Annotated in this window: 21 protein-coding genes; 13 read left to right on the top strand and 8 right to left on the bottom strand. The window is 60.5% G+C overall.

The annotated features are described in order from the left end of the window. The first annotated feature begins 147 nt into the window (after positions 1-147). Together HB633_RS16465 and HB633_RS16460 are read left to right on the top strand one after the other, a co-directional pair. Complete coding sequence (locus HB633_RS16465) at positions 148-2,064, top strand: PAS domain-containing sensor histidine kinase (RefSeq protein ID WP_213779246.1); 1,917 nt, start codon at positions 148-150, stop codon at positions 2,062-2,064. 15 nt (positions 2,065-2,079) lie between these two features. Continuing rightward, a complete protein-coding gene (locus HB633_RS16460; RefSeq protein WP_213779245.1) occupies positions 2,080-2,499 on the top strand; it encodes a hypothetical protein in 420 nt (139 codons plus the stop codon). Here the strand turns inward: HB633_RS16460 and HB633_RS16455 are convergent. The 3 genes from HB633_RS16455 to HB633_RS16445 form a co-directional block, all read right to left on the bottom strand. Then, positions 2,489-4,444 (bottom strand): SMP-30/gluconolactonase/LRE family protein, encoded by a 1,956-nt coding sequence (locus tag HB633_RS16455; RefSeq protein WP_213779244.1) that lies wholly within the window; start codon positions 4,442-4,444, stop codon positions 2,489-2,491. The two genes, HB633_RS16460 and HB633_RS16455, sit on opposite strands and share 11 nt — an antisense overlap. A gap of 319 nt (positions 4,445-4,763) precedes the next feature. Further along, the gene (gene prpF, locus HB633_RS16450; RefSeq protein ID WP_213779243.1) at positions 4,764-5,930 is read right to left on the bottom strand and encodes a 2-methylaconitate cis-trans isomerase PrpF; all 1,167 of its coding nucleotides are present in this window, start codon (positions 5,928-5,930) and stop codon (positions 4,764-4,766) included. A 52-nt stretch (positions 5,931-5,982) separates the two neighbouring features. Then, the gene (locus tag HB633_RS16445) at positions 5,983-6,900 is read right to left on the bottom strand and encodes a LysR substrate-binding domain-containing protein (RefSeq protein WP_213779242.1); all 918 of its coding nucleotides are present in this window, start codon (positions 6,898-6,900) and stop codon (positions 5,983-5,985) included. A gap of 182 nt (positions 6,901-7,082) precedes the next feature. Here HB633_RS16445 and HB633_RS16440 point away from each other — a divergent pair, with 182 nt between their 5' ends. From HB633_RS16440 to HB633_RS16395, 10 genes are all read left to right on the top strand, one after another. After that, a complete protein-coding gene (locus HB633_RS16440) occupies positions 7,083-8,102 on the top strand; it encodes a DUF1338 domain-containing protein (protein WP_213779240.1) in 1,020 nt (339 codons plus the stop codon). After that, positions 8,099-9,325, top strand: a complete 1,227-nt coding sequence (locus tag HB633_RS16435) for a PLP-dependent aminotransferase family protein (RefSeq protein WP_346730323.1) — start codon at positions 8,099-8,101, stop codon at positions 9,323-9,325. Before HB633_RS16440 ends, HB633_RS16435 begins: the two co-directional genes overlap by 4 nt. Before the next feature lie 252 nt (positions 9,326-9,577). Next, on the top strand, positions 9,578-11,092 hold the full coding sequence (locus HB633_RS16430; RefSeq protein WP_213779238.1) for an aldehyde dehydrogenase family protein: 1,515 nt from the start codon (positions 9,578-9,580) through the stop codon (positions 11,090-11,092). Positions 11,093-11,275: 183 nt separating this feature from the next. Beyond that, positions 11,276-12,352, top strand: a complete 1,077-nt coding sequence (locus tag HB633_RS16425; RefSeq protein ID WP_213779237.1) for a polyamine ABC transporter ATP-binding protein — start codon at positions 11,276-11,278, stop codon at positions 12,350-12,352. Then, positions 12,345-13,259 carry an ABC transporter permease gene (locus HB633_RS16420; RefSeq protein WP_213779235.1) on the top strand — a complete coding sequence of 305 codons (915 nt, stop codon included), beginning with the start codon at positions 12,345-12,347 and terminating at the stop codon, positions 13,257-13,259. Before HB633_RS16425 ends, HB633_RS16420 begins: the two co-directional genes overlap by 8 nt. A 10-nt stretch (positions 13,260-13,269) precedes the next feature. Further along, complete coding sequence (locus tag HB633_RS16415) at positions 13,270-14,064, top strand: ABC transporter permease (RefSeq protein ID WP_056356019.1); 795 nt, start codon at positions 13,270-13,272, stop codon at positions 14,062-14,064. A gap of 9 nt (positions 14,065-14,073) precedes the next feature. Next, positions 14,074-14,376 carry a (2Fe-2S)-binding protein gene (locus tag HB633_RS16410; protein ID WP_213779233.1) on the top strand — a complete coding sequence of 101 codons (303 nt, stop codon included), beginning with the start codon at positions 14,074-14,076 and terminating at the stop codon, positions 14,374-14,376. Continuing rightward, positions 14,373-15,803, top strand: coding sequence for an NAD(P)/FAD-dependent oxidoreductase (locus HB633_RS16405; protein WP_213779231.1), 1,431 nt, complete (start codon positions 14,373-14,375; stop codon positions 15,801-15,803). The genes HB633_RS16410 and HB633_RS16405 overlap by 4 nt, the downstream gene beginning before the upstream one ends. Continuing rightward, positions 15,796-16,929: an FAD-binding oxidoreductase gene (locus HB633_RS16400; RefSeq protein ID WP_213779229.1), complete on the top strand. Its 1,134-nt coding sequence runs from the start codon at positions 15,796-15,798 to the stop codon at positions 16,927-16,929. The genes HB633_RS16405 and HB633_RS16400 overlap by 8 nt, the downstream gene beginning before the upstream one ends. A gap of 459 nt (positions 16,930-17,388) precedes the next feature. After that, positions 17,389-18,387, top strand: a complete 999-nt coding sequence (locus HB633_RS16395) for an ABC transporter substrate-binding protein (RefSeq protein ID WP_255580979.1) — start codon at positions 17,389-17,391, stop codon at positions 18,385-18,387. 48 nt (positions 18,388-18,435) lie between these two features. Here the strand turns inward: HB633_RS16395 and HB633_RS16390 are convergent, their stop codons facing one another. The 5 genes from HB633_RS16390 to argH form a co-directional block, all read right to left on the bottom strand. Then, positions 18,436-19,074, bottom strand: a complete 639-nt coding sequence (locus HB633_RS16390) for an FMN-binding negative transcriptional regulator (protein WP_213779225.1) — start codon at positions 19,072-19,074, stop codon at positions 18,436-18,438. Positions 19,075-19,203: 129 nt separating this feature from the next. After that, positions 19,204-20,040, bottom strand: coding sequence for an ABC transporter substrate-binding protein (locus tag HB633_RS16385; protein ID WP_213779223.1), 837 nt, complete (start codon positions 20,038-20,040; stop codon positions 19,204-19,206). Positions 20,041-20,093: 53 nt separating this feature from the next. Beyond that, positions 20,094-20,858, bottom strand: a complete 765-nt coding sequence (locus HB633_RS16380) for an amino acid ABC transporter ATP-binding protein (protein WP_213779221.1) — start codon at positions 20,856-20,858, stop codon at positions 20,094-20,096. A 29-nt stretch (positions 20,859-20,887) separates the two neighbouring features. Continuing rightward, positions 20,888-21,778: an amino acid ABC transporter permease gene (locus HB633_RS16375; protein WP_213779219.1), complete on the bottom strand. Its 891-nt coding sequence runs from the start codon at positions 21,776-21,778 to the stop codon at positions 20,888-20,890. Further along, a complete protein-coding gene (argH, locus tag HB633_RS16370; protein ID WP_213779217.1) occupies positions 21,772-23,205 on the bottom strand; it encodes an argininosuccinate lyase in 1,434 nt (477 codons plus the stop codon). The genes HB633_RS16375 and argH overlap by 7 nt, the downstream gene beginning before the upstream one ends. Before the next feature lie 125 nt (positions 23,206-23,330). Here argH and HB633_RS16365 point away from each other — a divergent pair, with 125 nt between their 5' ends. Then, positions 23,331-24,209 (top strand): LysR substrate-binding domain-containing protein, encoded by an 879-nt coding sequence (locus HB633_RS16365; protein WP_213779215.1) that lies wholly within the window; start codon positions 23,331-23,333, stop codon positions 24,207-24,209. The last annotated feature ends 16 nt before the right edge of the window (positions 24,210-24,225 follow it).

Here is a 24,225-nt window from a genome sequence, read left to right as displayed (position 1 = left end):
CATCGAATTTGCCTGGTGTGGCCGGGACACACATACTGAAGACGGTAACAGTCCGATATAGGTCTATGATTATATGTCTAATTTATGTCGATAGCCGAGCCTCGGCACGACCCGTCTGCCAGATTCGTTCACCCGAAGATTCAAGAAATGACAACACAAGAAAGCGGCGCCGGCTTCTCTGATGAAAGGCGCTTTGAACTGCTGGTGAGCAACGTCAGCGACTACGCAATCTACATGCTCGACCTGAACGGCCGTATCAACAGCTGGAACGCCGGCGCACAGCGGTTCAAGGGCTACAACGCCAGCGAGATCATCGGCGAGCACTTTTCCCTTTTTTATACGCCTGAGGACCAGCAGTCGGACAAGCCGGCGCGCGCTCTGCGCACGGTGCGCGAGGAGGGCCGTTTCGAGGACGAGGGTTGGCGTGTGCGCAAGGACGGCACGTGCTTCTGGGCCAACGTCGTGATCGATCCGATCCGCGATCCCGAGGGCAATCTGGTCGGTTATGCCAAAGTCACGCGCGATATCACCGAACGCAAGGCCGCCGAGGAAGCCCTGCGCGGAAGCGAAGAAAGATTCCGTCTGCTCGTGCAGGGCGTGACGGATTACGCCATCTACATGCTGTCGCCGGCGGGGCTGGTCACGAACTGGAATTCGGGCGCCGAGCGCATCAAGGGGTACACGCACGACGAGATTATGGGCCAGCATTTCTCGTGCTTCTACACACCCGAGGATCGCGAAGCCGGGTTTCCCGCGCGAACGCTTGCGGCGGCGGCATCGGAGGGGCGGTTCGAGCAGGAGGGCTGGCGCGTAAGAAAGGACGGAACGCGGTTCTGGGCGCACGTCGTTGTCGATGCAGTCCACGACGATCAGCAGCAACTGATCGGCTTTGCCAAGATCACGCGCGATGTCACCGAACGCAAGGCGGCGGCCGAAGCGCTCGAGCGCGCCAACGCGGCGCTGTTCCAGTCGCAAAAGATGGAGGCCGTCGGGCAGCTCACCGGCGGTATCGCGCATGATTTCAACAATCTGCTGACGGTCCTGTCGAGCAGCATGGATCTCTTGACCATGCGGTTGAACAACCCGTCGGACGTCCGTATTCTCGATACGATGCGCCGCGCCGTCGAACGCGGCGCGACCCTCACGCAGCAGCTTTTGTCGTTTGCGCGCAAGCAGCCGCTGCAGGTCCTCAATTGCGATCTCAACGTGGTGATCTCCGGGTTCGAAGCGGTGCTCAAGCGTGCGGGTAATTCGAGTATTGAAATCGATTTCGCTTATGCGCCGGACTTGCGCATGGTCGCAATCGATGTCGCCCGCTTCGAGGCCGCATTGCTGAACCTGGTGGTCAACGCGCGCGACGCGATGCCCGATGGCGGAAAGATCGTCGTGGCGGTGAACAACGTCGACTTGAAGGACGGCGACGTGGGCGCGCTCAAGGCCGGCGCTTTCATCGCGGTCAACGTAACGGACACCGGAACGGGCATGTCGGACACGGTCATCTCGCGTGCGTTCGAGCCGTTCTTTACCACGAAGGAAATCGGCAAAGGGTCGGGGCTCGGCTTGAGTCAGGTGTACGGTTTCATCGCGCAGTCGGGCGGCGAAGTGCAGATCGACAGCAAGGAAGGGCGCGGTACGACGATCCGGCTGTATCTGCCGGCCATCGCGCATGATGCGGCGGAGTCGAAAGGGGCGTTGGCCGCATCGCAGGAGATGATCCTCATGGTCGATGACGAACCGGACGTGCTCGATATCGGCGCGGAGTTGTGCAGGTCGATCGGATATCAGGTCCTGACGGCAAACAACGCCAGGGAAGCGCTGGAGATGCTGAACCGGAGCAGCAACATCTCGATCCTGTTCACCGACGTCGTGATGCCGCAAGGCATGCACGGCCTGGAGCTTGCACGCACCGCACGGGCGCTTTTACCCCGGTTGAAGGTCGTGCTGGCCTCGGGTTATCCGCTGCCCATGCTGAAAGAACAACATGGCTCGACCGATGCGTTCACTTTCATCACCAAGCCGTATCGTCTGGCCGATCTTGCCCAGGTGTTGCGCACGGCGACGTAGAAGAAGCGAGAAAACATGAGCGATGCATGGTTGTACCAGGTCAGGATCACCGTTTCATCCGAACTCGCCACGACTTTGCGCGACGATTCGCAGAACATGCCCGCGTCGTTGAACGACGTGCTGCGCCGGCACGACGCATCTTTGGTGTGTCAGTTCGACGCGTTTGCCGGCTACGTCGACGAAGCGGAAAAACTCGGCCCAGATAACTATCCGCTGTACCAATGGACCAGGGACACGATCGAGAACCCGGAGAAAAAGGCCAAATATCTGCGGGCGTTCACCGCGTATGTGGACGGCGCGGATGTCTATGCCGCGCAGATTGCCGATTCGTTGCAATCCGCGTTATCGGCGCTCGTGGGTGAGCTTGGCATCGAGCGCGTCGTCAAGATCGACACCAACCCGGCAAACAATCCGCAGCCGCCCGCTAAGGTATAGCGGCGTTCGAAACAGCCCCCGGCGTCCATCGATAAACAATGATGCTCGACTCGTTGTAGTTGTCCTTGGTGACCACATACTCCCCGGTCGAGCGCAGAAACGCCCTGAGGCCATACATGGAATCCACGTCGTTGCCCACGTCCACGTTGCCGGGGTTGCTGTTGGTGAATGTCATGTCGAGACTGCCGGTCGCGAGATTGAATGCATCGATATTCGGCACCGAATGCACGTAGCCGACAAACAAATAATTGCCCGTCGCAGCGATTGATTTAGGGTTGGCGGTCGTGAGGGTGATCACCGGGTTCGGCGCTTTTTGATTACCCGCGCGCCAGCCGTGATAGACCTCGATGCGCGTGCCTATGGATGTCCAGTCCGCGCTGCCAATGATGCCTTGTGCAAGGATCAGGGTGTCGCTGTCAGCAAGATAAATGATCCGGGTCAGCGGCAGGACGGACCTCGGCGTGGCGTACGCGAAGCCCGGGCCCCATGAGGGCTTGCCGTCAGTATCGAAGCCTGTCAGCGGATAGAAGTAAATGCGGTTCGTCCTGTCCGGACCGGCCCAGACGTTCGCGTTGCTATCGAGGGAAAAACCGCCCGTGATCAACGTGCTTGAATTGAACAGCGTGCCCGGCAGCGATCCATCCGGAATCGCGATATAACCATTCGCCGCGTTGAAGTGATAGAAGTTGAACACGCCCGGATTCTGGCCGGCTGCAACCATGACCCTGTTTGCGCCAACGGTTGCGAGTTGCGCGAAGTGCTGGCCGCGTTGGGTATCGTTGATATCGATGCGCGGGTCGGCCGGATAGTCGAACGGATTCACCGTATTGGCCACGAAAGTACCCCCGGCCGTGCCGGTATAGACGTTGAAACCGCCATAGAGATACGCGCCGTCCGTGCCCGGGTCCGGCGCGCCGTTGCCTTCGAAGTTGAGCGCCTGAAGTCTCCATCGAAGAATGTTTGAGGCGTCATACACGTAGATGTCCGTGTTGCCGTTACGCGCGAGGTCCCAGGTTCCGCCCCACGGATTGCTGAGGACGTAGAGGTTGCCGGCTGTGTCTTTACCGATTCCCACCACGCGCGTGAATCGCCTGTCGCCGACCTGGCCTTTGATGCCCGACGTGGTGTCGAGATAACCGCCCTGAATGCCGAACGTGCCCGCTTGAACCGGGCTGCCCGAGGTCTGGTAGAGCTTGATGTTCATGTCGGGCCCCTGGTCGCCGACCATGAGTTGCCCATTCGTTGGGTCGAAATAAAGCGCTGAAGGACGCGACGTCGCGGCCATCTGGATCGTATTCATGGTGGTGCCGGCCGGACTGAATTCCACGATGGCGCCCGCGTTTTTCTGCGCGACCCAGAGGTTGCCGGTGGTATCGACGGCAAGCGCGCCGGGGCCGGTCACGTTGATATCGCTTTGCCAGACGCCGTCGGTGGTGAACACGCGCACGCGATTGCCCGGAAAGTCGCTTGCGTAGAGCAGGGAGCCGGCGGTGGCGAGTCCCGTGATGACATCGGCACGCTTTTCGGTCGTGGTCGCGCTGACTGCGATCGTGAAGTCCTGGGTCTTGGTTGCGCGGTTGTATCGGCCCACGTAGCCGCTGCCCTTGTTCCGGTCGTATTGCATCGCTGCAAAAATCGATGTCGCGTTGCCGGTGATCGCGCTGCCCTGAAACGCGTTGTGTATGCCGATGGAACCCGCGTTCTGGCGGTTCTGGTAGATCGCAATGCCGCCTTCGTTTTCATCCCAGAGCGACGCTGTATAGATGATGCCTTCGGGCGCGATCCACATTGATCGGGCGCCGTTGCCTACGTAGGTAGAGCTTGTCCCGTATGTGTTCGCGACCCAGTCGGTTGAGTACTGCGCGTAAACGGGGCGCCCAATCGCCGCGAGCAGCACGAGGGCGGCAGAAAAGACGTGGAGAACGCGAAGGCGTGTCAAGACCATGAGCGATATTTTCCTGGACGGTGTGGTGAGCTTAAGCAGGATGTGCGCGTAAAGCGCGCGATTGCCTTGGGCGGCGTCTGGCGGGAGATTGAAACGAGTTGATGCCTCAACCACGCTATGGCTGATCGTAAGAGGAAAATATTGGCACGCGCCGCCGATAAAAATCAAAAATAAATGGCGCGTCTTTTAATTGACGCTATCGGCGTGGGTGAAGACTGAAAATCGTCTTTGAAACTTCGTGGTTCAGGTAATTAGGTAATGCTTAGTCAACCTAATGGTGAAAGCCTGACCGGATGCTCAGGCATCAGTCAGGCATCGCTCAGGCATCAAAGACCGTGGACGGCACGAACACGAAGCCTTCCATCAACCTGCGCGCGCTGCGGCTCATGATGGCTTTTGTCACAATCCAGTCATCGTTTGTCTGTCTGGTCTCCGCACCGACCGCAAGACTTCCCGATGGATGCCCGAAACGGATCGACCCGTGCGAATCCGGCACGAGCCGGTTGACCAGCGTGCCGGGAATCGCCGCCGCAACCGCGATGGCGACTGCGCCGGTTCCGGTCATCGCGTGGTGAAGCTTGCCCATCGAAAAGATGCGCGCGTTGATATCGAGCGTGGTTGCGTCAATGGGCTTGCCGCTGGATGCCACATAGCCAGTTGGTTTTGCGACGAACGCGAGCTTGGGCGTATGCGGCCTTGACTGGGTGGCTTCATCGGCGGTCGTCGCGAGGCCCATGCGGACCGCCGCGTGCGAGCGTATTGCTTCGGCTTTGTGAAGCAAGGCGGCGTCGCCGTTCACGTCGCGCTGAAGTTCGTTGCCGACCAGCCCCAACGCTGCTGCATCGATGAAAATGGCGGGGTTGCCCGCGTTGATCATGGTCATTTCCACGGCGCCGACGCCCGGTATGTTCAGCACGTCCGATGCATTTCCTGTCGGGAACATGGCGGTGTCCGGGCTTTCGCCATCGCCGGCCGGGTCGAGGAATTCGATGCGGATTTCCGCTGCGGGAAACGTCACGCCATCGAGCTCGAAATCGCCTTCTTCCACGACTTCACCGTCGCGCATGGGAACGTGGGCGATGATCTTTGCGTTGATGTTGGCCTGCCAGATCCGGACGGTGGCGATGCCGTCGCGCGGGGCATCGACCAGACCCTGGGCGATCGCGAACGGACCCACCGCGGAGGTCAGGTTGCCGCAGTTGCCGGACCAGTCGACGACGGGTTTGTCGATAGCGACCTGTCCGAACCGATAGTCAACGTCACAATCGTCACGCGACGACGGCCCGATGATCACGACCTTGCTGGTGCTGGACGTGGCGCCGCCCATGCCGTCGATATGCTGCCCGTAGGGGTCGGGGCTGCCGATCACGCGCATGAGGATGCGGTCTCGCAGCGCGGGGTCGGCGGGCAGCCAGTCGCGACGGAAGAACACGCCCTTGCTCGTGCCGCCACGCATGTAGACGGCGGGGATTTTCGTTTGCGCCAAGGTGTGTCTCCGGTGGGGGCGGTGAGTGCCTATTTTGACGCTTTGCGCGTCTTTACGCTTTCAATGCCACTTCCTCCATTCGCGGCACAATCGAACTCAGCCATTCCGACAGCGCCACGAACGGTTCGTCCTGCGCGATTTCATCGGGGGCGACGAGGTAATAGCCGGACGTGCCAGTCATGGGTTTATCGAGCGGCACCATCAGCCTTCCCGACGACAATTCATCCGCCAGCAAAATCTCCGGCAGCAGCGCGACCCCCAGACCTGCCTGCGCCGCGCTGGTGAGCATGGTGAACAATTCGTATCGCGCGCCCCGCACCGCACGGACATCGTGTTCGAGTCCGTTCAGCCGGAACCAGGTGCGCCACGCGTCCGGTCTCGTCGATAAATGCAGCAGCGGCAGATCCGTCAGCTGTTCCAGCGACACCGGCACGGCGCCCGCCAGCAACGACGGACTGCACACCGGCACGACCTTTCCTTCGCGGAACAGCAGCTTGCCTTGCGTGCCTGGCCAGACTGAATCGCCGAAGTACAGGGCGGCATCGAAAGGGGAATCGCTGAATAGAAACGGTTCGGTACGGATGGAGAGATTCACCGTGATATCGGGGCGCAACGCGCGAAATTGCGGCAAACGCGGAATCAGCCACTGGCTTGCCAGCGTTGGCACCACGGCGATTTCGAGAATGCGCCCCACACCGCGCTGCGCCATTAGTTCAAGCGTGTCACGTTCGATCCGGTCGAGGTTCTTGCGCACGAGCGCGGCGTACTGCCTTCCGTGCGTAGTCAGCACAATGCGTTTCTTGATCCGCAGGAACAACGCGACCCCCAGCCGGCTTTCCAGCGATGCCACCTGCCTGCACACCGCGCTTTGCGTCAGCGCGAGTTCGTTGGCGGCGCGGGTAAAGCTCTCATGGCGCGCAGCAGCTTCGAAAATCTGCAGCGCGACCAGATTGGGGATGCCTTTTCTCATGTATTGCCTGTCTCTTTAACTGATTGAAAAAGGCACTTGGTGCGTTTTCAGAACCAACTAATGAGTTTATATCAATTGCGTGGCTTTTTGACGCGCCGCAGAATCGGCTCGTGTTGAATTGCTTACAGCGCTGATCGAGCTTGAAGCGTCTGCCTTGCTGGATCAGTCGGAACCAAGGAAAAATGAATTCCAATCTTGCCGCCTTGCTTACCACGGTTGTCCCTGAGACAAAGGTCGCCGGGTTAGTGCGTTTGATGAACTTGCCCGCCGCGATGAACACCTTCACGTCCGGCACTGTCACTCGCGCCGAGCTCGCTCAGGCAATGAACATGGCGCTGTTCGCGGACCTGCTCGAACGCGTGCCAAGCGGCCGCGCGTACACGGACGACGTACAGCACACGCAAACCCGCGTTCAGTTCGACCACGGCGCGTTGCGCACTGTGCGCTGGTGCGAGTCGGGCGGCCTGCCGCCCGGCGAGGCCGCGTTCACGCGCATTCTCCGGCCGCTCGGTTTTGTTTTGAACGGCACGTATCCGCTCGATCGAATCAAAATGACGGGGCGTTCATACAAACACCTCGACGCCCCCGATGACATCGCCCAGTATTTCGTCAGCGAGTTGCATCCTGACCGTTTCAGCCCGGAATTCCAGCAGGCGGTGACGCGCGTGATTGGCGAAAGCGTTGATCCGCTGACGCCGCAAGCTGTCGCGTCGCTCGCCGAACTCGAGCGCGACGGCTCGCTGCCGCTCGCCATCGCGCTCGATCTGCTGCCGGTGATCGTCCGATGTTTCGAGCGTCAGCATCCGGTGCCGCATCTCGCCGATTACGAAACGTTGCGCGCCGAATCGGCCGAAATGGCCTGGATTGCAACCGAAGGCAACGCGTTCAATCACGCGACGGACCGCGTGGACGACGTTTTCGCCGTCGCCGATGCCCAGCGTGCACTCGGCCGTCCTATCAAGGATTCAGTCGAAATATCGAAGTCGGGCCGCGTCCGCCAGACGGCGTTCCGCGCGGATCCGGTGCGCCGTGTGTTCATCGATAAAACCGGTGCGCAGATCGAGCGCGACGTGCCCGGTTCGTTCTATGAATTCATCAGCCGCGACACGGTTCTCGACGACACCACCGGCCGTCGCGTGCTCGATCTCGGTTTCGATGCCGGCAACGCAACGGGCATCTTCAAGATGACGGCGGCCGCGTGAACGCAACCGCCGAGTCCGATCTCTACGATTTCACGGAGCCGTTCAAGGCGCCGCGAGGCTCCGCTATCCGCGAACTCTTCAAATATCTCGGCCGGCCGGGGATGATCTCGTTCGCGGGCGGTTATCCATCGAAGGATCTGTTCGACCGCGTAGGAATCGGGCACGCAATGGAAGAGGCCTACCGCGCGGACCCGGTCGCGTGCCTGCAATACGGCGACACGGCCGGCGCGCCCGCGCTGCGTCGCGCGATTGTGCGTTTAATGAGCGAACGCGGCGTATCGCGCGAAATCGACGATCTGATCGTGACTACCGGCTCGCAGCAAGGCCTCGATCTGCTGATCAAGATCCTGGTCGCGCCGGGCGACGCCGTGCTGATCGAAGAGCCGGCCTATCCAGCCGCGATTCAGGCGCTGCGTCTTGCGGGCGCGAAGCTGATCCCTGTGCGCACGGACGCGCAAGGCATCGACGTCGATTCGCTCACCGAACAACTCGAAGCACTCGATCCGGCCGAGCGGCCGAAGCTGCTATACACCGTGCCGACCTTCGCGAACCCGACCGGCACGACGTTGCCGGTGGAGCGCCGCGAGGCGCTCGCACGCCTCGCGATGCGGTTTCGTTTCGTGCTGATCGAAGACGATCCCTACGGCGAACTGCGTTTCTCGGGCGACCCGGTGAAGCCGGTCATCGCTCTCGCCGACGAAATTCCCGGCGCGCGCGACTGGGTCGTCTATTTCGGCAGCCTCTCGAAGGTCGTTGCGCCGGGCTTGCGGATCGGCTGGTCGATCGCGCCGCCTGCCATCACGCGGCGCATGCTGGTCGCCAAGCAGACAAGCGATCTCTGCACGTCGCCGCTCGCGCAGGAAACGGCGCGGTGCTATCTGGAAAGCGGACGGCTGGCGGAGCATGTGCCGGTTATCGTGCAGGCTTACAAGAAGCGTTACGAGGCGCTCTCGAGCGCGTTGCGGCAATTCGTTCCCAACGACATCGACTACGTCGTGCCGCAGGGCGGCATGTTCGTCTGGGCGCGGTTGAAGGGCGGGCGTCATGCGGCCGACGTACTCAAGCGCGCAATCGAGCAGAACGTGATCTACGTGCCCGGCCCGGCCTTTTATGTTCACGACGCCGATGAATCCAGCATGCGGCTGTCTTTCGCCGCGGCGCCGGGGGAAGCTGAAGTGTTCGAAGGCGTGTGTCGTCTCAAGCTCGCGCTGGCAAGCCGGTAACACTACGCCTCGCCAGATGGGCCAAAACGCGTTCTAATCGCAAGAGCCGGATTGCTGGATCAATGAAGTTGGTTCGTCCAGCGCACCAAGTCATACCGATTAATCATTTGCAACGGTATTTTTAGGCCCTGAAACTCTGTGCCGTCGTGTGTGTATTTTCATGCCGGCTTGAGTTCCAGAGCAGCGTTGATGTCGATGGCGGCACGCCGCGCACAACGCCCCGGCAGTAACCCGACATAAAGAGAGGAAGTGATGCAACTGAACGATATTCTTGGCGCACTCGGTGTAGACCTCGGCCAGTGGAAGGGCGACGCCCTCGTGGCGCGCTCGCCGCTCGATGGCGCGCTGCTCGCCAAACTCGCCGTCGATACCCCCGAGACCGCTGCCCGCAAGATCGACGCGGCGCATGCTGCGTTCCTCAAATGGCGTACCGTGCCCGCGCCGCAGCGCGGCGAACTCATCCGCGTATTCGGCAACGTGCTGCGCGAACACAAGGCCGCGCTCGGCAGCCTCGTGACGCTGGAAGCCGGCAAGATCACGTCCGAAGGCCTGGGCGAAGTGCAGGAAATGATCGACATCTGCGACTTCGCGGTAGGTCTGTCGCGCCAGCTTTACGGCCTGACCATCGCGTCCGAGCGCCCGGGGCATCGGATGATGGAAACGTGGCATCCGCTCGGCGTTGTCGGCGTGATTTCGGCGTTCAACTTTCCGGTTGCGGTGTGGTCGTGGAATACGGCGCTGGCGATTGTCTGCGGCGATTCGGTCGTGTGGAAGCCATCGGAGAAGACGCCTTTGACGGCCATTGCGTGTCATGCACTGTTCGAAAAAGCCTTGCGCGAATTCGATAAAACCCATCCCGGCACAGCGCCCGAAGGCCTGAGCCAGTTGCTGCTCGGCGAACGCGATATCGGCCAGACGCTGACCGAGTCCACGAAGGTGCCGCTCGTCAGCGCAACGGGCAGCGTGCGCATGGGTATCGAAGTCGCGCAAGTGCTGGCGAAGCGCCTTGGCCGCAGCATTCTGGAACTCGGCGGCAATAACGCGGTGATCGTGGCGCCCAGCGCCGACCTGGATCTCGTCGTGCGCGGCGTGACGTTCTCAGCGGTCGGTACGGCGGGTCAGCGTTGCACCACCTTGCGTCGGCTCGTGGTTCACAGCAGCGTGGTCGACAAGCTGTTGCCGCGGCTGGAGAAGGCGTTTGCATCGGTGAAAGTGGGAAGTCCGCTTGAAAGCGATACGCTGGTTGGTCCGCTGGTCGACCGCGCCGCATTCGACGCCATGCAAAAGGCGTTGCGCGATGCACGCGAGCAAGGCGGCGACGTGAAGGGCGGTGAACGCGTTGAAATCGGCGGTCATGCCGATGCTTATTACGTGCGTCCCGCGTTCGTGCGCATGCCGGCGCAAACGGCTGTGGTCGAACGCGAGACCTTCGCACCGATCCTCTACGTCCTGACCTACGACGATTTCGCCGATGCGCTGCAATTGCAGAACGGCGTGCCGCAAGGTTTGTCCTCGGCGATCTTCACTAATGACATTCGCGAAGCCGAACAATTCATGTCGGCCGCGGGCAGCGATTGCGGCATCGTGAACGTAAACATTGGCACGAGCGGCGCTGAAATTGGCGGCGCGTTCGGCGGTGAAAAGGAAACCGGCGGCGGCCGCGAATCGGGTTCGGACGCGTGGAAGGGCTACATGCGCCGCGCGACCAACACGATCAACTACAGCCGCGAATTGCCGCTGGCGCAAGGCGTCAAGTTCGACGTTTAATCAATAATAGAAGTCCAAGATGTCGTACCCTGGCGTCGACCTTGCCGCCCGAAGCGCGCTAACCGCGGCGCGTCGATCGGGCGGCGGAATTCCTCTTTTGTTCCATCGCGATCTGTTTGATAAGCGCATCGCGTCGCCTGCCTGATTGCTCAACTGTTTTCCGAAAAGACCCTGGAGGCCACCGTGTCGTTTCTCGTGCTGGACAAACTGACAAAAGCCTACGGCGATCTGCACGCCGTCAGCGACGTGAGCCTCTCGGTCGAAAAAGGCGAGTTCGTCTCGTTGCTCGGACCTTCGGGTTGCGGCAAGACCACGACGCTGCAAATGATCGCGGGGTTTATCGACGTCACGCGCGGCCGTATTTCACTCGATGGCAAGGACATCACGAACGTCCGCCCAAACAAGCGCGGCCTGGGCGTGGTGTTTCAAAGCTACGCACTTTTTCCGCACATGACGGTCACGCAGAACGTGGGTTTCGGTCTGGAGATGCGCGGCGTGAGCAAGGCCGAATGCACCGAGCGGATTCGTGAAGCGCTTTCGCTCGTGCGGCTCGATGCGTTCGCCGCGCGCTATCCGCGTGAACTTTCGGGCGGTCAGCGCCAGCGTGTGGCAATCGCGCGCGCGCTCGTAATCAAGCCGCCGGTTCTGCTGCTCGATGAACCCATGTCCAACCTCGACGCCAAGCTGCGCGAAGAGATGCAGTTCGAATTGCGCACCATCCAGCGCAAGGTCGGCACGACGACCGTGATGGTCACGCACGATCAATCCGAAGCCTTGTCGATCAGCGATCGTGTGGTCGTGATGGAAGCCGGGCGCGTTACACAAGTGGACTCGCCGTATCGCGCGTATGAGCGGCCGGAGAATCGCTTCGTGTCGCAGTTTATCGGCAAGGCGAACATGCTCGCGGGCAAGGTGACCGAAGCGCGTTCGAACGAAGTGCACGTGGACCTCGGCCACGACCTGACGGGTATTGCATGCATCGATGCGGGAACGGTCTGGCGCGAAGGCGACACCGTGACCTTGTGCATTCGTCCCGAGAAACTGCACTTGTGCAAGGTGGGAACGGGAAGGTTGTCGGCAACCGTGACGAGCCGATTCTTCCTGGGCAGCCAGTGGTTGTATCGCGTCGATACCGCGCTGGGCGAAGTACTCGTTTGCAGCCAGAACGAGGGCACCGAACCCGTAGCGGAGGGCGAGGCTGTGGGTATCGACTGGCATCGCGATTCAGTGCGCGTGATTCAGGAAGCAAGTCATGGCTAGCATGCTCGAATCCACCGATCCATCCGCGAAGGGCACGCTCAACAAGCCGCGTGCGCCTTGGCACGCGTTCGTGCCGCCGTGGATGATGAGCCTGCCCGCGTTCATCTTGTTCGCGGTGCTCGTGCTCACGCCGCTCGCAATGACGGTCGTACTCACCTTCTACAAGTTCGATCCGGCCAGCGGACCCATTGCAGCGTTCCAGTTCGGCAATTACGCCGAGGTGCTCACGGACAGCTATTACCAGACGATTTTCGCGCGGACCTTCGGCATCGCGATCCTGACCACGTTGCTGTGTGTGGTGATCGGTGCGCCCGAGGCCTACGTGTTGTACCGGATGCGCGATCCATGGCGTTCGATGTTCCTGCTCGTGATCCTTGCGCCCTTGCTCGTTTCCGTGGTTGTGCGCGCGTTCGGCTGGAGCATGTTGCTCAATACCGGCGGCATTGTGAACCAGTTCTTCGGGTTGTTCGGCATGGGTCCGTACAAGCTCGAATACACGACGTTTGCGATCGTGATCGCGCTCGTGCACGTGATGTTGCCGTTCATGGTGATTCCCGTCTGGACCTCGTTGCAAAAGCTCGATCCGCAAGTGGAGAACGCGGCGCTTTCGCTGATGGCGTCGCCGGCTACAACGCTTCGACGCATCGTATTGCCGCAAGTCGCGCCCGGCATCCTCTCGGGCAGCCTGATGGTGTTCGGGTTATCGGCGAGCGCGTTTGCAATTCCCGGTTTGCTCGGCGGACGTCGTCTGAAAGTGGCGGCGACTGCCGTCTACGATGAATTCCTCGGATCGCTCAACTGGCCGCTCGGCGCGACCATCGCCATTTTGTTGCTGATCGCGAACCTCATCATCATGATCACGTACTACAGGGTTCTGGAGCGTCGTTACTCCAGAAGCCTCGGCTAAGGAGACCGCCATGCGAAAGAACGGCCTCATTGCGCTGAGTTTTCATACGCTCGTGATCCTGTTCGTGCTTGCGCCGCTGGTGATCGTGGTGCTGGTTGCGTTCACGCCGGAGCAGACGCTCACGTTGCCCACGCACGGATTGTCGCTGCGCTGGTTCCGCGCGATTCTCGACTATCCGGATTTCATCTCGGCGTTCGCGAACAGCATCAAGCTTGCGTTTGCATCGGCGACTTTGTCGCTTGCGCTCGCCTTGCCGGCGGCGCTTGCCATCGGACGTGAACGTTTTCCGGGACGCGAATTTCTCAACGGCCTGTTCCTCTCGCCGTTGGTGATTCCGAGCCTCGTGCTTGGCATCGCGTTCCTGCGTTTCTTCGCGATGATCGGCGCAACCGGCTCGTTCACGTGGCTCGTCGCGGCGCACATGATCATCATTACGCCGTTCGTGATGCGGCTCGTGCTGGCTTCGGTGAGCGGAATGGACCGCAGCATCGAGCATGCGGCGCAGTCGCTCGGCGCTGATCGATGGACGTCGTTTCGCCGTATCACGCTGCCGATGATCTTGCCGGGCATCACCGGCGGCTGGCTGCTTGCGTTCATCAACAGCTTCGATGAATTGACCATGTCCATTTTCGTGACGTCGCCGCAAACGGTGACATTGCCCGTGCGCATGTATATGTACGCAACGGAATCCATCGACCCGATGATGGCGTCGGTCTCCGCGCTCGTGATCTTCATCACCGCGGGCGCGATGATCCTGCTTGATCGCGTGTATGGACTGAACCGCATCCTGATCGGTTCGCATTGATTCGAGCCCATGACAACAGACCCACAGCCGCAATTCGTTCGTTTGACGGAGACAGATCGCCCGGCGGTCAATTTTGTACTGGATGGTACATCTGCAACCGCATTGGCCGGTGACACTGTTCTGAGCGCAATCTTGCTGAGCACGCGGCGAGTCCGTAACACCGAATTCAGCGGCGAACCGCGCGCGGGATTTTGTCTGATGGGTGCGTGCCAGGACTGCTGGGTTCAACTGGAAGACGGCACGCGGATCAGGGCGTGTTCGACAATCATCAAGGACGGCATGCGTATCCAGACGCGGCCCATCGAGGCATGAGCGATCAAAAGAGCATTGTGATTGTTGGCGCCGGGCCTGCGGGCGTGCGCGCGGCCGAAACGCTGGTGATGGCGGGCTTGAGGCCGGTTGTCATCGATGAAGCGTCGCGTGCGGGCGGCCAGATTTACCGGCAACCGCCGGCTGATGCAGGCTTCGTCCGCGACAAAAGCGCGCTCTATGGAATGGAAGCGGGCAAGGCAGACGCGGTGCATTCAACAATGGCGAGCATGATGTCGAAGCTCGACTACCGGCCCGATACGCTGGTCTGGGGATGCGGGGCGGGACGACTCGACACATTTCATGCAGGGCGTCAGCGCACAGTGCCTTACTCGCATCTGATCATTGCGACGGGCGCGACGGATCGCATCTTGCCGTTTCCCGGATGGACGCTGCCGGGCGTCTATACGCTGGGTGCATCGCAGATTGCGTTGAAAGCGCAAGGCTGCGCGATCGGGCGGCGCGTGGTGTTTGCCGGAACCGGGCCGCTGCTTTATCTCGTCGCATATCAATACGCGAAGGCGGGCGCGCAGGTCGAAGCAATACTCGATACCAATCCGTTCTCCAAACAATTTGCCGCGACGCCGCGTTTGTTGAGGCAACCGTCGACGTTCGCAAAAGGCCTGTTTTACGTCGGCTGGCTTGCGGCGCACGGTGTGCGTATCGAACGGGGCGTGAAGATCGTGCGCGCTGACGGGCACGGCGCGGTTCAAGGCATCACGTTCAGTGACGGCGCGCGCGAGATGACGATCCCATGCGATGCCATCGGCTTTGGATATGGCCTGCGTTCCGAGACGCAGCTCGCCGACCTTGCGGGTTGCCGCTTTCGTTTCGATACGCTCAATCGTGCATGGTTGCCCGAACGCGACGCCGCCGGCCGCAGCTCGGTGCCCGGCGTCTATCTCGCCGGCGACGGCGCCGGAATCGCCGGTGCGGATGCTGCTGAACTGGCGGGACGGCGTGCTGCATTGGCAATGCTCGAAGACCTCGACCATCCCGCTGCGAACGCTGGCGATACATCGAAACTCGACCGGCAACTGGCCAGCATTGCGCAGTTTCGCGTGGGATTGGAGCAGGCCTTTGCGCCGCCATCCGATTGTGCGTCGGCATGGCCCGACGACATGACCGTATGCCGTTGCGAGGAAATCACGGCAGGCACATTACGACGGTGCATTCGCGGCGGCGAAGCAAGCGAGATCAACCGGCTGAAGGCGCTGACGCGCGTTGGCATGGGTCGATGCCAGGGGCGCATGTGTGGCGCGGCCGCAGCCGAACTGCTGAGCGCGGAGACGGGCAAGAGCATCGCCGGTGTCGGCCGTTTGCGCGGACAGGCGCCGATCAAGCCGGTGCCTTTATCGATTGCGTTGATGGCGGACATGAGCGACGAGGCCGATCTCTCCCCGATCCCGGAGCATGCCCGCGATGAATGAAACCTTGCGTTTCGACGTAGTGATAGTGGGCGGCGGCCTGGTCGGGTCGTCGGCGGCGCTGATGCTCGCGAGACGCGGGCTGAAGGTCGGGCTGTTCGAGCGACGCTATTGCGGCGCGCAGGCGAGCGGCGTGAATTATGGCGGCGTGCGCCGGCAAGGGCGGCCTGCCACGCAATTGCCGCTGGCTGTACGTGCGCGCGCGATCTGGAACCGGCTGCCGGAATTGGTAGGTACGGATGGCGAGTTTGTTGTATCGGGTCATTTGCGGCTTGCTCGCAGCGAAGCCGATCTCGCTGCGCTCGAAGCGTACGCGCAGCTTGCGAATCCATTCGGCCTTGATTTGGAGGTGATGAGTGGTCCATCGTTTCGCCGGCGATATCCCTGGCTTGGTCCGGCGGCGCTCGGCGGTTCCTTATGTCCTGGCGATGGCCACGCAAACCCGCGAATCGTATCGCCCGCATTTGCGCGTGCTGCACGTGCGGCGGGAGCGGACGTTCGCGAGCAGACTTCCGTGACCAGTATCACGCGAAATGGCGATGAATTCGTGATCCAGGCGCGCCACGATTCGGGTGCGACGATCGAGGCGCGAGCCGACTGGCTGATCAATTCGGCGGGCGCATGGGGCAATGTTGTGGCTGGATTTTTCGGCGAGTCCATTCCTATGGAACCGATCTATCCGAACATGTGGGTGACTGAGCCGCTGCCGTTTTTCATCGATCACAATCTGGGCGTTTATGGCGGTGGCATTTATGCGCGTCAGGTATCGCGTGGAAACGTGGTGATTGGCGGCGGCCGTGGTTTGGGTGACGGTGAATACGCGCAGCCGCTAACCGAGACGACGCGCAAGGTGATGAGGGCGGCATGTGAGTTATTGCCAAGGCTTCGACACGCATTGTTGTTGCGAACCTGGACTGGCGTAGAGGGTGCCACGTCCGACGACAACCCCGTGATTGGCTTTAGCCAAACAACGCCAAAGCTTCTGCATGCTTTCGGTTTTTCTGGCGGAGGCTTTTTGCTTGCGCCTGGGGTTGGCGAAGTACTGGCGGATTTAGTGATAGACGGCACGACGAGTACGCCGATAGATAGTTTTTCGATTAAGAGATGGGCGGGAGTTGCTGCCGCCTGACGCCTCGTGTGCGCGACGCGCGGGAAATGGTTTCCTGGTTAATGGCTACCCACACTGGTGGCGAAGCGTGTGGGTATCTGTTGACGGAGGGGGAGGGTTTCAGCGGGACGTGGTTATTTGCCGAGCGTGCTTTTGGGGTACCAAGCAGTTAAAAACTGCACGCTGTGGACACTTATGAGCCCGTGGTGGAAAGGCGTTTTCTTTGCTTCGTTTCTTTTTCGCCGTTGGAAAAAGAAATGAAGTGCCGCCACGCACAGTGGCCAATAGTGCTAAAGAAATCAATTAGAGCGGAACGCGCGCAGACGCAGAAAGCAGCAACCGAGCAAAGAACCAGCCATAAAACGCAAAACGCAAAACGCAAAAAGAAAAAAGACCAAAAAAACACCCTGTTACCAAGGATCAACTCCAATGAAAAAAGCATTAGCGAGTCTCACGAGCGCCCTCTTCACTGTGGGCCTGATGTCCGCATTCCCCGCGCACGCGGAAACCAAAACCATCTACATCGGCATGAACGGCGGCCCGATGGAAAAGGCCTACACGAGCGAGGTCCTTCCCGAATTCGAAAAAGCCAACAACGTCAAGGTCGTCGTCGTCCCGGGCACGTCCTCGGACATCCTGGCGAAGCTTTTGGCGAATAAAGCAAAACCGCAAATCCACGTAGTATTCCTCGACGATGGCGTGATGGCCCGCGCCGTCAGCATGGGCGTATGCCAGAAGATGACGTCCGGCCCCGAAATCCAGCAGCTCTATCCGTTCGCGCGCATGAAGGACGATATCGGCGCAGGCGTACAGCTTGGCATGACCGGCATCGCATACAACACGAAGCTCTTCAAGGAAAAAGGCTGGGCGCCGCCAACCTCGTGGATGGACTTCGCCGATCCGAAATACAAGGACAAAGTGGTGTTCCAGTCGGCATCGAGCAGCACGTTCGGGCTGCATGGTTTCCTGATGATCAATCGCCTCGAAGGCGGCACCGAAAAGAACGTGGAACCCGGCTTCACGAAGTGGCAAAGCACCGTGGGCAAGAACGTGATCGAGTACATTCCGAACTCGGCGAAGATCTCCGAGATGGTGCAAACGGGTCAGGCTGGTCTGTTCCCGCTCACCCCGACGGCTGCCGGCGACCTGCAAACGAAGGGCATTCCGGTTGCGTACGTAAACCCGAAGGAAGGTCCGGTGCTGTTGCTCGTGGATGAATGCGTGGTCGCGAATAATCCCGATCCCGAACTCGCGCAAAAACTCGCGGCGTTCATGATCTCGGCATCGGCGCAGACCAAAGCGGCAAGCGCCGGTCGTCAGATTCCAACGAACCGCCAAGCGAAGATGACCGACGCAATGCAGCAACAACTCGGCAATCTCGATGACCTCGTGAAGAAGGTCAACACGGTGGATTGGGATGTGATCAACGCGAACCGTCCGCAGTGGGACGCGCGCTGGAATCGTCAGGTCGAGCGTTGATCGAGACTTGAGTGAACAATGGGCGTTGTCGAGGCAACGCCCGCTGCATCATTCCGGTTTGGCGGCGAGCGCTATGGACATGGCGTCGGCAAGTGGTTGTTCGCTGTTGGTCCGCAAGCCGTCGATCGCGCCTTGAATATCGCGCCGTTCCTTGTTCTGGCCGAGCTTCGATTTCCCGACAAGACGTGTAATCTCGATCTCGATGCCGACAATGGCTTGCAGCATCGAATCAATATAATCACGCGCTGAATCGCCCATTTTCCAGGGTTTTTCCTCGCCAGCCTCATGCACTCGCGTGAGCCGTCCAACGAGTCCGCGAAGGAATTTTTCGTCGTCGCGGATCGTGATTTTTCCATGTGCATGGACCACCTGATAATTCCAGGTCGGAACTTGCCGGTGCGCTTCGTGTTTGCTCGGGTACCAGTTCGGCGAAATGTAGTGCTCGGGGCCACGGAAGATCACCAGCACCTCGGCGCCGTCCGCCACTTCTTTCCAGACCGGATTCGCCCGCGCGACGTGCGCTCGCAGCACGCCCTGGCTGCCCACCGATGCATCCAGCTCGAACGGGACATGGTTTGCATCGAGTCCGTCGGGGCCGTTGGTGACGAGCGCGGCAAGCGGGTACTCATTCATTAGCCGATGAAGCTCGTCAACGCGAGTTTCGGCAAAGTGGGCGGGCAAATACATTCGGGCTCCTGTTTCCTTGGCGGCTTGAATCGGCTCCGGGAGCGATCCCCGGTGCCAACACGCAATCATGCGCCAGAAATGGCGCACAGAAACAGGGCCAATTTCGCAGAAATTACCCGGCCACTTTCGTTATTCCTGCGAGTTGACCACCACCTTCGACACCGCATGCTCCTGCAAGCCCCATTTCGTCAGGATTTTCTTGTAGGTGCCATCGGCGAGCAGTTTTCCGAACGCCTGCGTCATGGCGTCGCTCAATGCGGTGTTGTCCTTCGCCATGCCGATCGCCGTGTATTGCAGGAGGAACGGTTGACCGATCGGCGCATAGGCATCTTTTTCCAGCGTGTTTTGATACGGCAGGGTCTCGCCGCCTTGCACCGCGGCGTCGAGCCGGCCCTGACGCAATTGCAGGCGGGCGTCGGCGGAACCGTCTGTGCCCACCACCACGACCGCAGGCTTGCCCGCCTTCACGCAATGCGCGTCGCTCCATGTCTTCGTATCATCAGGAAACGATGTGCGGCGGCTCGATCCCACGCGTTTGCCACAGACGGCTTCCATCGACGCGTACTGCGCACCGTTTGCCTTCAAAGTGTAGAACTGCGGTCCGGTCTTGATGTAGTCGAGAAAGTTCACCGACTCGCGCCGCGCGGGCAAGTCGGTCATGCCAGACAGGATCACATCCACACGATGCGTGGTCAGCGCGCTCATCATCTGGTCGAAACTGGTTTCTTCCCACTTGAGCTTGACGCCCATCTTCGCGGCCAAAGCGTTGCCGAGGTCGACGTCGAAACCGGTGAGTTCGTCGGTGGCAGGGTCCTTGTATTCGAACGGCGGATAGTTCGGCACGATGGCGGCCGTTAGCGTGCCTTTGCCGCCGACCGGCGTTTGAGCATGTGCAAACGATGCAGTCAGCGCCACTGCGCCTAACAGAAAACCGCCAACGGTGCGCCGGAACAAGGAGTCGATCATGGGTAGTCGCCTGAGCTAGAGGTTGATGTGCAATACGGTTAGCGCATGAAAAATCAGGAAAGCACTGCGGATATGAAGTCCTGCGTACGTTGTTGCTGCGGATGGGACAGCACTTGTTCCGGCGTCCCTGTTTCCACGATCCTGCCCTGATCCATGAATACGACGCGGTTTGCTACCTCGCGCGCGAAGCCGAGTTCATGCGTGACGACGATCATCGTCATGCCGCTTTTGGCGAGGTCGCGCATTACGCTCAGCACTTCGCCGACGAGTTCTGGGTCGAGCGCGGAGGTGGGTTCATCGAAGAGCATGAGCTGCGGATGCATTGCCAACGCGCGCGCAATGGCGACGCGCTGCTGCTGTCCGCCGGACAGCTCGACGGGAAACGCATCGCACTTGTGGCCGAGGCCCACGCGCGTCAACAACGCCCGTGCTTCTTCCACTGCCTCGGATTTTTTCTTCTTCAGCACTTGCACCGGCCCTTCGATCACATTTTCCAGCGCGGTCATATGCGGGAACAGATTGAAGCGCTGAAACACCATGCCGGTCGCGAGCCGTTGCCGCGCCATTTGTTTTTCAGAGAGCGGGTACAGTTTGTTCTCGACGCGCCGATATCCAACCAGTTCGCCGTTCACCCACAACGCGCCGCCACTGATGGTTTCGAGTTGATTGATGCAGCGCAGGAACGTGCTTTTGCCCGAACCCGATGGTCCGATGATGCAGAGCACTTCGCCTTTCTCGACATCGAGATGAACGCCGTGCAGCGCCTGGAACTCTCCATAGGACTTGCGCAGATCGACGGCTTTGACGAGAGGATTCATGGCTTTGTTTATTCCCGTGATTTCAAGCGTCATTGCTTCGCCGAAGCCCGGCCTGCACCGCGCGCGAACCGGACTTCGACGCGCGATTGCAGCATCGAAAGCACGGTGACGATCACGAGATACCAGACGCCCGCGACCATCAGCAACTCGATCACCCGGGCGTTCGCGTAATAGATGTTCTCGGCGTTGTGCAGCATCTCGGCGTACTGGATCACGCTTGCGAGCGACGTGAGTTTCGCCATGCCAATCAATTCATTGCCGATAGGCGGCACGATCACGCGCATTGCCTGCGGCAGGATGATGCGCCGCAACGCCTGCAGCCTCGGCATGCCGATGGACTTCGCTGCTTCGTACTGGCCGGTATCGACGGAAAGCAGACCCGCGCGCACCACTTCCGATGTGTACGCGCCCTGGTTGATGCCAAGCCCGAGCAATGCGGCAAGGAACGGCGTCATGATGTCGACGGTACGGAACTCGAACAATCCGGGAATGCCCATGACCGGAAAGACCAGGGCAAGGTTGAACCACAAAAGCAGTTGCAGGATCACCGGCGTGCCGCGAAACAACCACACGTACGCATGCGCGACGCTGCGCAGCACAGGGTTGGTCGAAAGGCGCATGATCGCCACGATCACACCCAGCACAATGCCAAGCGCCATCGCGAGGATGGTCATGATGATGGTGTTGACCAGACCTTTCAGGATCGACTTGGCCGTGAGGAAACGCGCAACGACCGCCCATTCGATTTGCCCGCGCGCGAACGCCACGACGATATACCCGACTATCGCGAGGATCACGGCCGAGGCCACGTAGCGCCCGTAATAACGTCGCGGCACGTGTTCGAAATGCGAGATATCGGCGAAGGCGCTGTCCTGCGCTGCGCCATTGTTCGATGCCCGGTCGTTCGATGCACTCAGCATGAAGGTCCCTTGTAGGCGGCCGCCCATGCGGCCTGTTTGTCTATCGCCGCGCGCAGCCGCGTGATCTGTTCCTTGACGCGTACCGGCGCGGTGCCGCCATAACCGCTGCGCGCCGCAACCGCTGCGTCCAGCGTGACGTGATCGAGGACGGCGGGTTCAAGCCGTGCATCGACTTGAGCGAGCGTTGCGACCGATACATCGCCGAGTTCGATGCCTTGCTGTTCGCATGCGCGCACCAGCGCCCCGGTGATCTCGTGCGCCTCGCTGAACGGCACGCCGCGCAGCGCCAGCCAGTCGGCAACTTCGGTTGCAAGCGTAAACCCGAGCGGCGCCTGCGCCCGCATTTCGGCCACGTTCACGCGCATTGTGCGGATCATACCGGCCATTGCGGGCAGCACGAGTTCGAGTGTATCGATGCTGTCGAACGCCGCGATCTTGTCTTCGGCCAGGTCGCGGTTATACGCGAGCGGCAACGACTTCAGCGTGGCGAGCAAGCCGCTCAGGTTGCCGATCAGCCGACCGGCTTTTCCGCGCGTCAGTTCTGCTATATCCGAGTTCTTTTTCTGCGGCATGATCGAGCTGCCCGTGGCGTAGGCATCGTCGAGTTCGACCCAGCGAAATTGCCGCGATGTCCACAAGATGACCTCCTCCGAAAGCCGCGAAAGATTCACCGACAACATGCTCAGGACGAACGTGAATTCAGCAACGTGGTCGCGCGATGCGACGGCATCGATGGAGTTCTCGCACGGGCCGTCGTAGCCGAGTTCCAGCGCCGACAAATCAGCACGCAAGCAGATTGCGGAGCCTGCAAGCGCCGCCGCGCCCAACGGCGAACGCGCGGAACGCCGGTCCCAGTCGACCAGACGATCGACATCGCGATAAACCGATTGCGCGTGTGCGAGCAACTGATGCGCGAACACGATTGGCTGCGCGGGCTGCAAATGCGTGAAGCCGGCCGTGATGGTTTCCACGTGTGCACTGGCTTGTTCGATCAGCGCATCCTGCAGTTCATTCACCGCGACCGCGAGCGTGCGCGCCTTGTCCCGCAGATACAAACGCAGGTCGTTCGCCGCCTGATCGTTGCGTGAACGTCCAGCGCGGAGTTTGCCGCCGACTGCTTTCAGCCGCTGCGTCAACTCGCGTTCGAGGAACGTGTGGACGTCTTCATCGGCGAGGATGGGTGAGAGTTCACCCGCGAGCAATTCTTTCTCGATCTGGTCCATCGCGGCGAGCAATTGCTCGAGCTCGGCGGCATTCAGGATTCCCGCGCGTTCGAGTTCGTTGGCGTGCGCGCGCGAGCCGGCGAGATCGTAGGGCGCGAGACGAAAGAAGCTCGGGTCCGAACGCGAAAGGTTTTCCAGTGCAAGCGATGGTCCGGATTTGAAGCGGCCGCCCCAAAGGCGTTCGGTTGCTGCGGTCGTGTTCATGCGCTTTCCTGTTCGTTAGGGCATCTGGCTCATTACGTATAGCTTAAGCATTCAAATTTTCTGCTTGTACAGAGAATTTAATTCGCATCAAATGAAATTTTTCTCAGCATCTCCGGGTCTTCGCCATGCGTCACAGATTGCCGCCGCTCAACCCGTTGCGCGCGTTCGAGGCCACCGCCCGCCACGGCACGGTCGCGGCCGCCGCCGATGAACTCAGCGTCACCGCGAGCGCCGTCAGTCATCAGGTGCGCGTGCTGGAAAGCACTTTGGGCGTGGCGTTGTTCATCCGTTCGAAGGCCCGTGTGAAGCTGACGCCAGCGGGCGAGGCCTTGCTCCAGCCCGTCAAGACCGCGTTCGACATGATCGCCACAGCCGTCGTGAGGCTCGATTCCCCGGCGATTGCGGGTGATTTGGTGGTATCGGCGCCATTGTTGTTCACATCACGCTGGCTCGCGCGGCATATCGGCGATTTCCTGGAGCAGTTTCCAGCGGTGAACCTCAAGCTGATTCCATCGAACGAAGACAAGGAAATCTATTCTTCCGATGTCGACCTGTGCATCCGGTACGGCGAGGGCCGCTGGCGCGATCGCGATGTCAAGCTCATCACGCATCCGGTCCTGTTCCCCGTGGTGAGTCCGGCGCTGATGAACGGTCCGCGTACGTTGCGCACGGTGCAGGATCTGGCGAACCGGACCTTGTTCTGCGAGCACGCCGGATCGTGGACACGATGGCTCGCGGCGGCATCGGCGGACAAGCTTGGCGGCTTGCGCATTCTCGAGATCGGCATTGCGCACGTGGGGATCGAAGCGGCCGTGCGAGGGCAGGGCGTGGCGCTGGGTGACAGCGTCTCGGTACGCGACGATCTCGCCGATGGAACCCTGATCCGCCCGTTTCGCATCACCGTGCCGGCGAAACATGCGTACTACTGGGTGCGTCGGAACGAATTGATGGAATCGCCGCTGATCGCGGCGTTCATGTCATGGGTCGATGAAAAGCTGAGGTAGCGGATTGGCTAAGCCA

The organism is Caballeronia sp. dw_276, assembly GCF_018449635.1.
In the GTDB taxonomy this organism is placed as follows: domain Bacteria; phylum Pseudomonadota; class Gammaproteobacteria; order Burkholderiales; family Burkholderiaceae; genus Caballeronia.
Note: the sequence above shows the minus strand (reverse complement) of the source record. Positions and strands in the feature narration are given on the sequence as shown.

Excerpts from the sequence above, each read along its gene's own strand:
- HB633_RS16465 (WP_213779246.1), top strand. The coding sequence starts at position 148 with ATGACAACACAAGAAAGCGGCGCCGGCTTCTCTGATGAAAGGCGCTTT.
- HB633_RS16460 (WP_213779245.1), top strand. The coding sequence starts at position 2,080 with ATGAGCGATGCATGGTTGTACCAGGTCAGGATCACCGTTTCATCCGAA.
- HB633_RS16455 (WP_213779244.1), bottom strand. The coding sequence starts at position 4,444 with ATGGTCTTGACACGCCTTCGCGTTCTCCACGTCTTTTCTGCCGCCCTC.
- HB633_RS16445 (WP_213779242.1), bottom strand. The coding sequence starts at position 6,900 with ATGAGAAAAGGCATCCCCAATCTGGTCGCGCTGCAGATTTTCGAAGCT.
- HB633_RS16440 (WP_213779240.1), top strand. The coding sequence starts at position 7,083 with ATGAATTCCAATCTTGCCGCCTTGCTTACCACGGTTGTCCCTGAGACA.
- HB633_RS16430 (WP_213779238.1), top strand. The coding sequence starts at position 9,578 with ATGCAACTGAACGATATTCTTGGCGCACTCGGTGTAGACCTCGGCCAG.
- HB633_RS16420 (WP_213779235.1), top strand. The coding sequence starts at position 12,345 with ATGGCTAGCATGCTCGAATCCACCGATCCATCCGCGAAGGGCACGCTC.
- HB633_RS16415 (WP_056356019.1), top strand. The coding sequence starts at position 13,270 with ATGCGAAAGAACGGCCTCATTGCGCTGAGTTTTCATACGCTCGTGATC.
- HB633_RS16410 (WP_213779233.1), top strand. The coding sequence starts at position 14,074 with ATGACAACAGACCCACAGCCGCAATTCGTTCGTTTGACGGAGACAGAT.
- HB633_RS16405 (WP_213779231.1), top strand. The coding sequence starts at position 14,373 with ATGAGCGATCAAAAGAGCATTGTGATTGTTGGCGCCGGGCCTGCGGGC.
- HB633_RS16400 (WP_213779229.1), top strand. The coding sequence starts at position 15,796 with ATGAATGAAACCTTGCGTTTCGACGTAGTGATAGTGGGCGGCGGCCTG.
- HB633_RS16395 (WP_255580979.1), top strand. The coding sequence starts at position 17,389 with ATGTCCGCATTCCCCGCGCACGCGGAAACCAAAACCATCTACATCGGC.
- HB633_RS16390 (WP_213779225.1), bottom strand. The coding sequence starts at position 19,074 with ATGTATTTGCCCGCCCACTTTGCCGAAACTCGCGTTGACGAGCTTCAT.
- HB633_RS16385 (WP_213779223.1), bottom strand. The coding sequence starts at position 20,040 with ATGATCGACTCCTTGTTCCGGCGCACCGTTGGCGGTTTTCTGTTAGGC.
- HB633_RS16380 (WP_213779221.1), bottom strand. The coding sequence starts at position 20,858 with ATGAATCCTCTCGTCAAAGCCGTCGATCTGCGCAAGTCCTATGGAGAG.
- HB633_RS16375 (WP_213779219.1), bottom strand. The coding sequence starts at position 21,778 with ATGCTGAGTGCATCGAACGACCGGGCATCGAACAATGGCGCAGCGCAG.
- argH (WP_213779217.1), bottom strand. The coding sequence starts at position 23,205 with ATGAACACGACCGCAGCAACCGAACGCCTTTGGGGCGGCCGCTTCAAA.
- HB633_RS16365 (WP_213779215.1), top strand. The coding sequence starts at position 23,331 with ATGCGTCACAGATTGCCGCCGCTCAACCCGTTGCGCGCGTTCGAGGCC.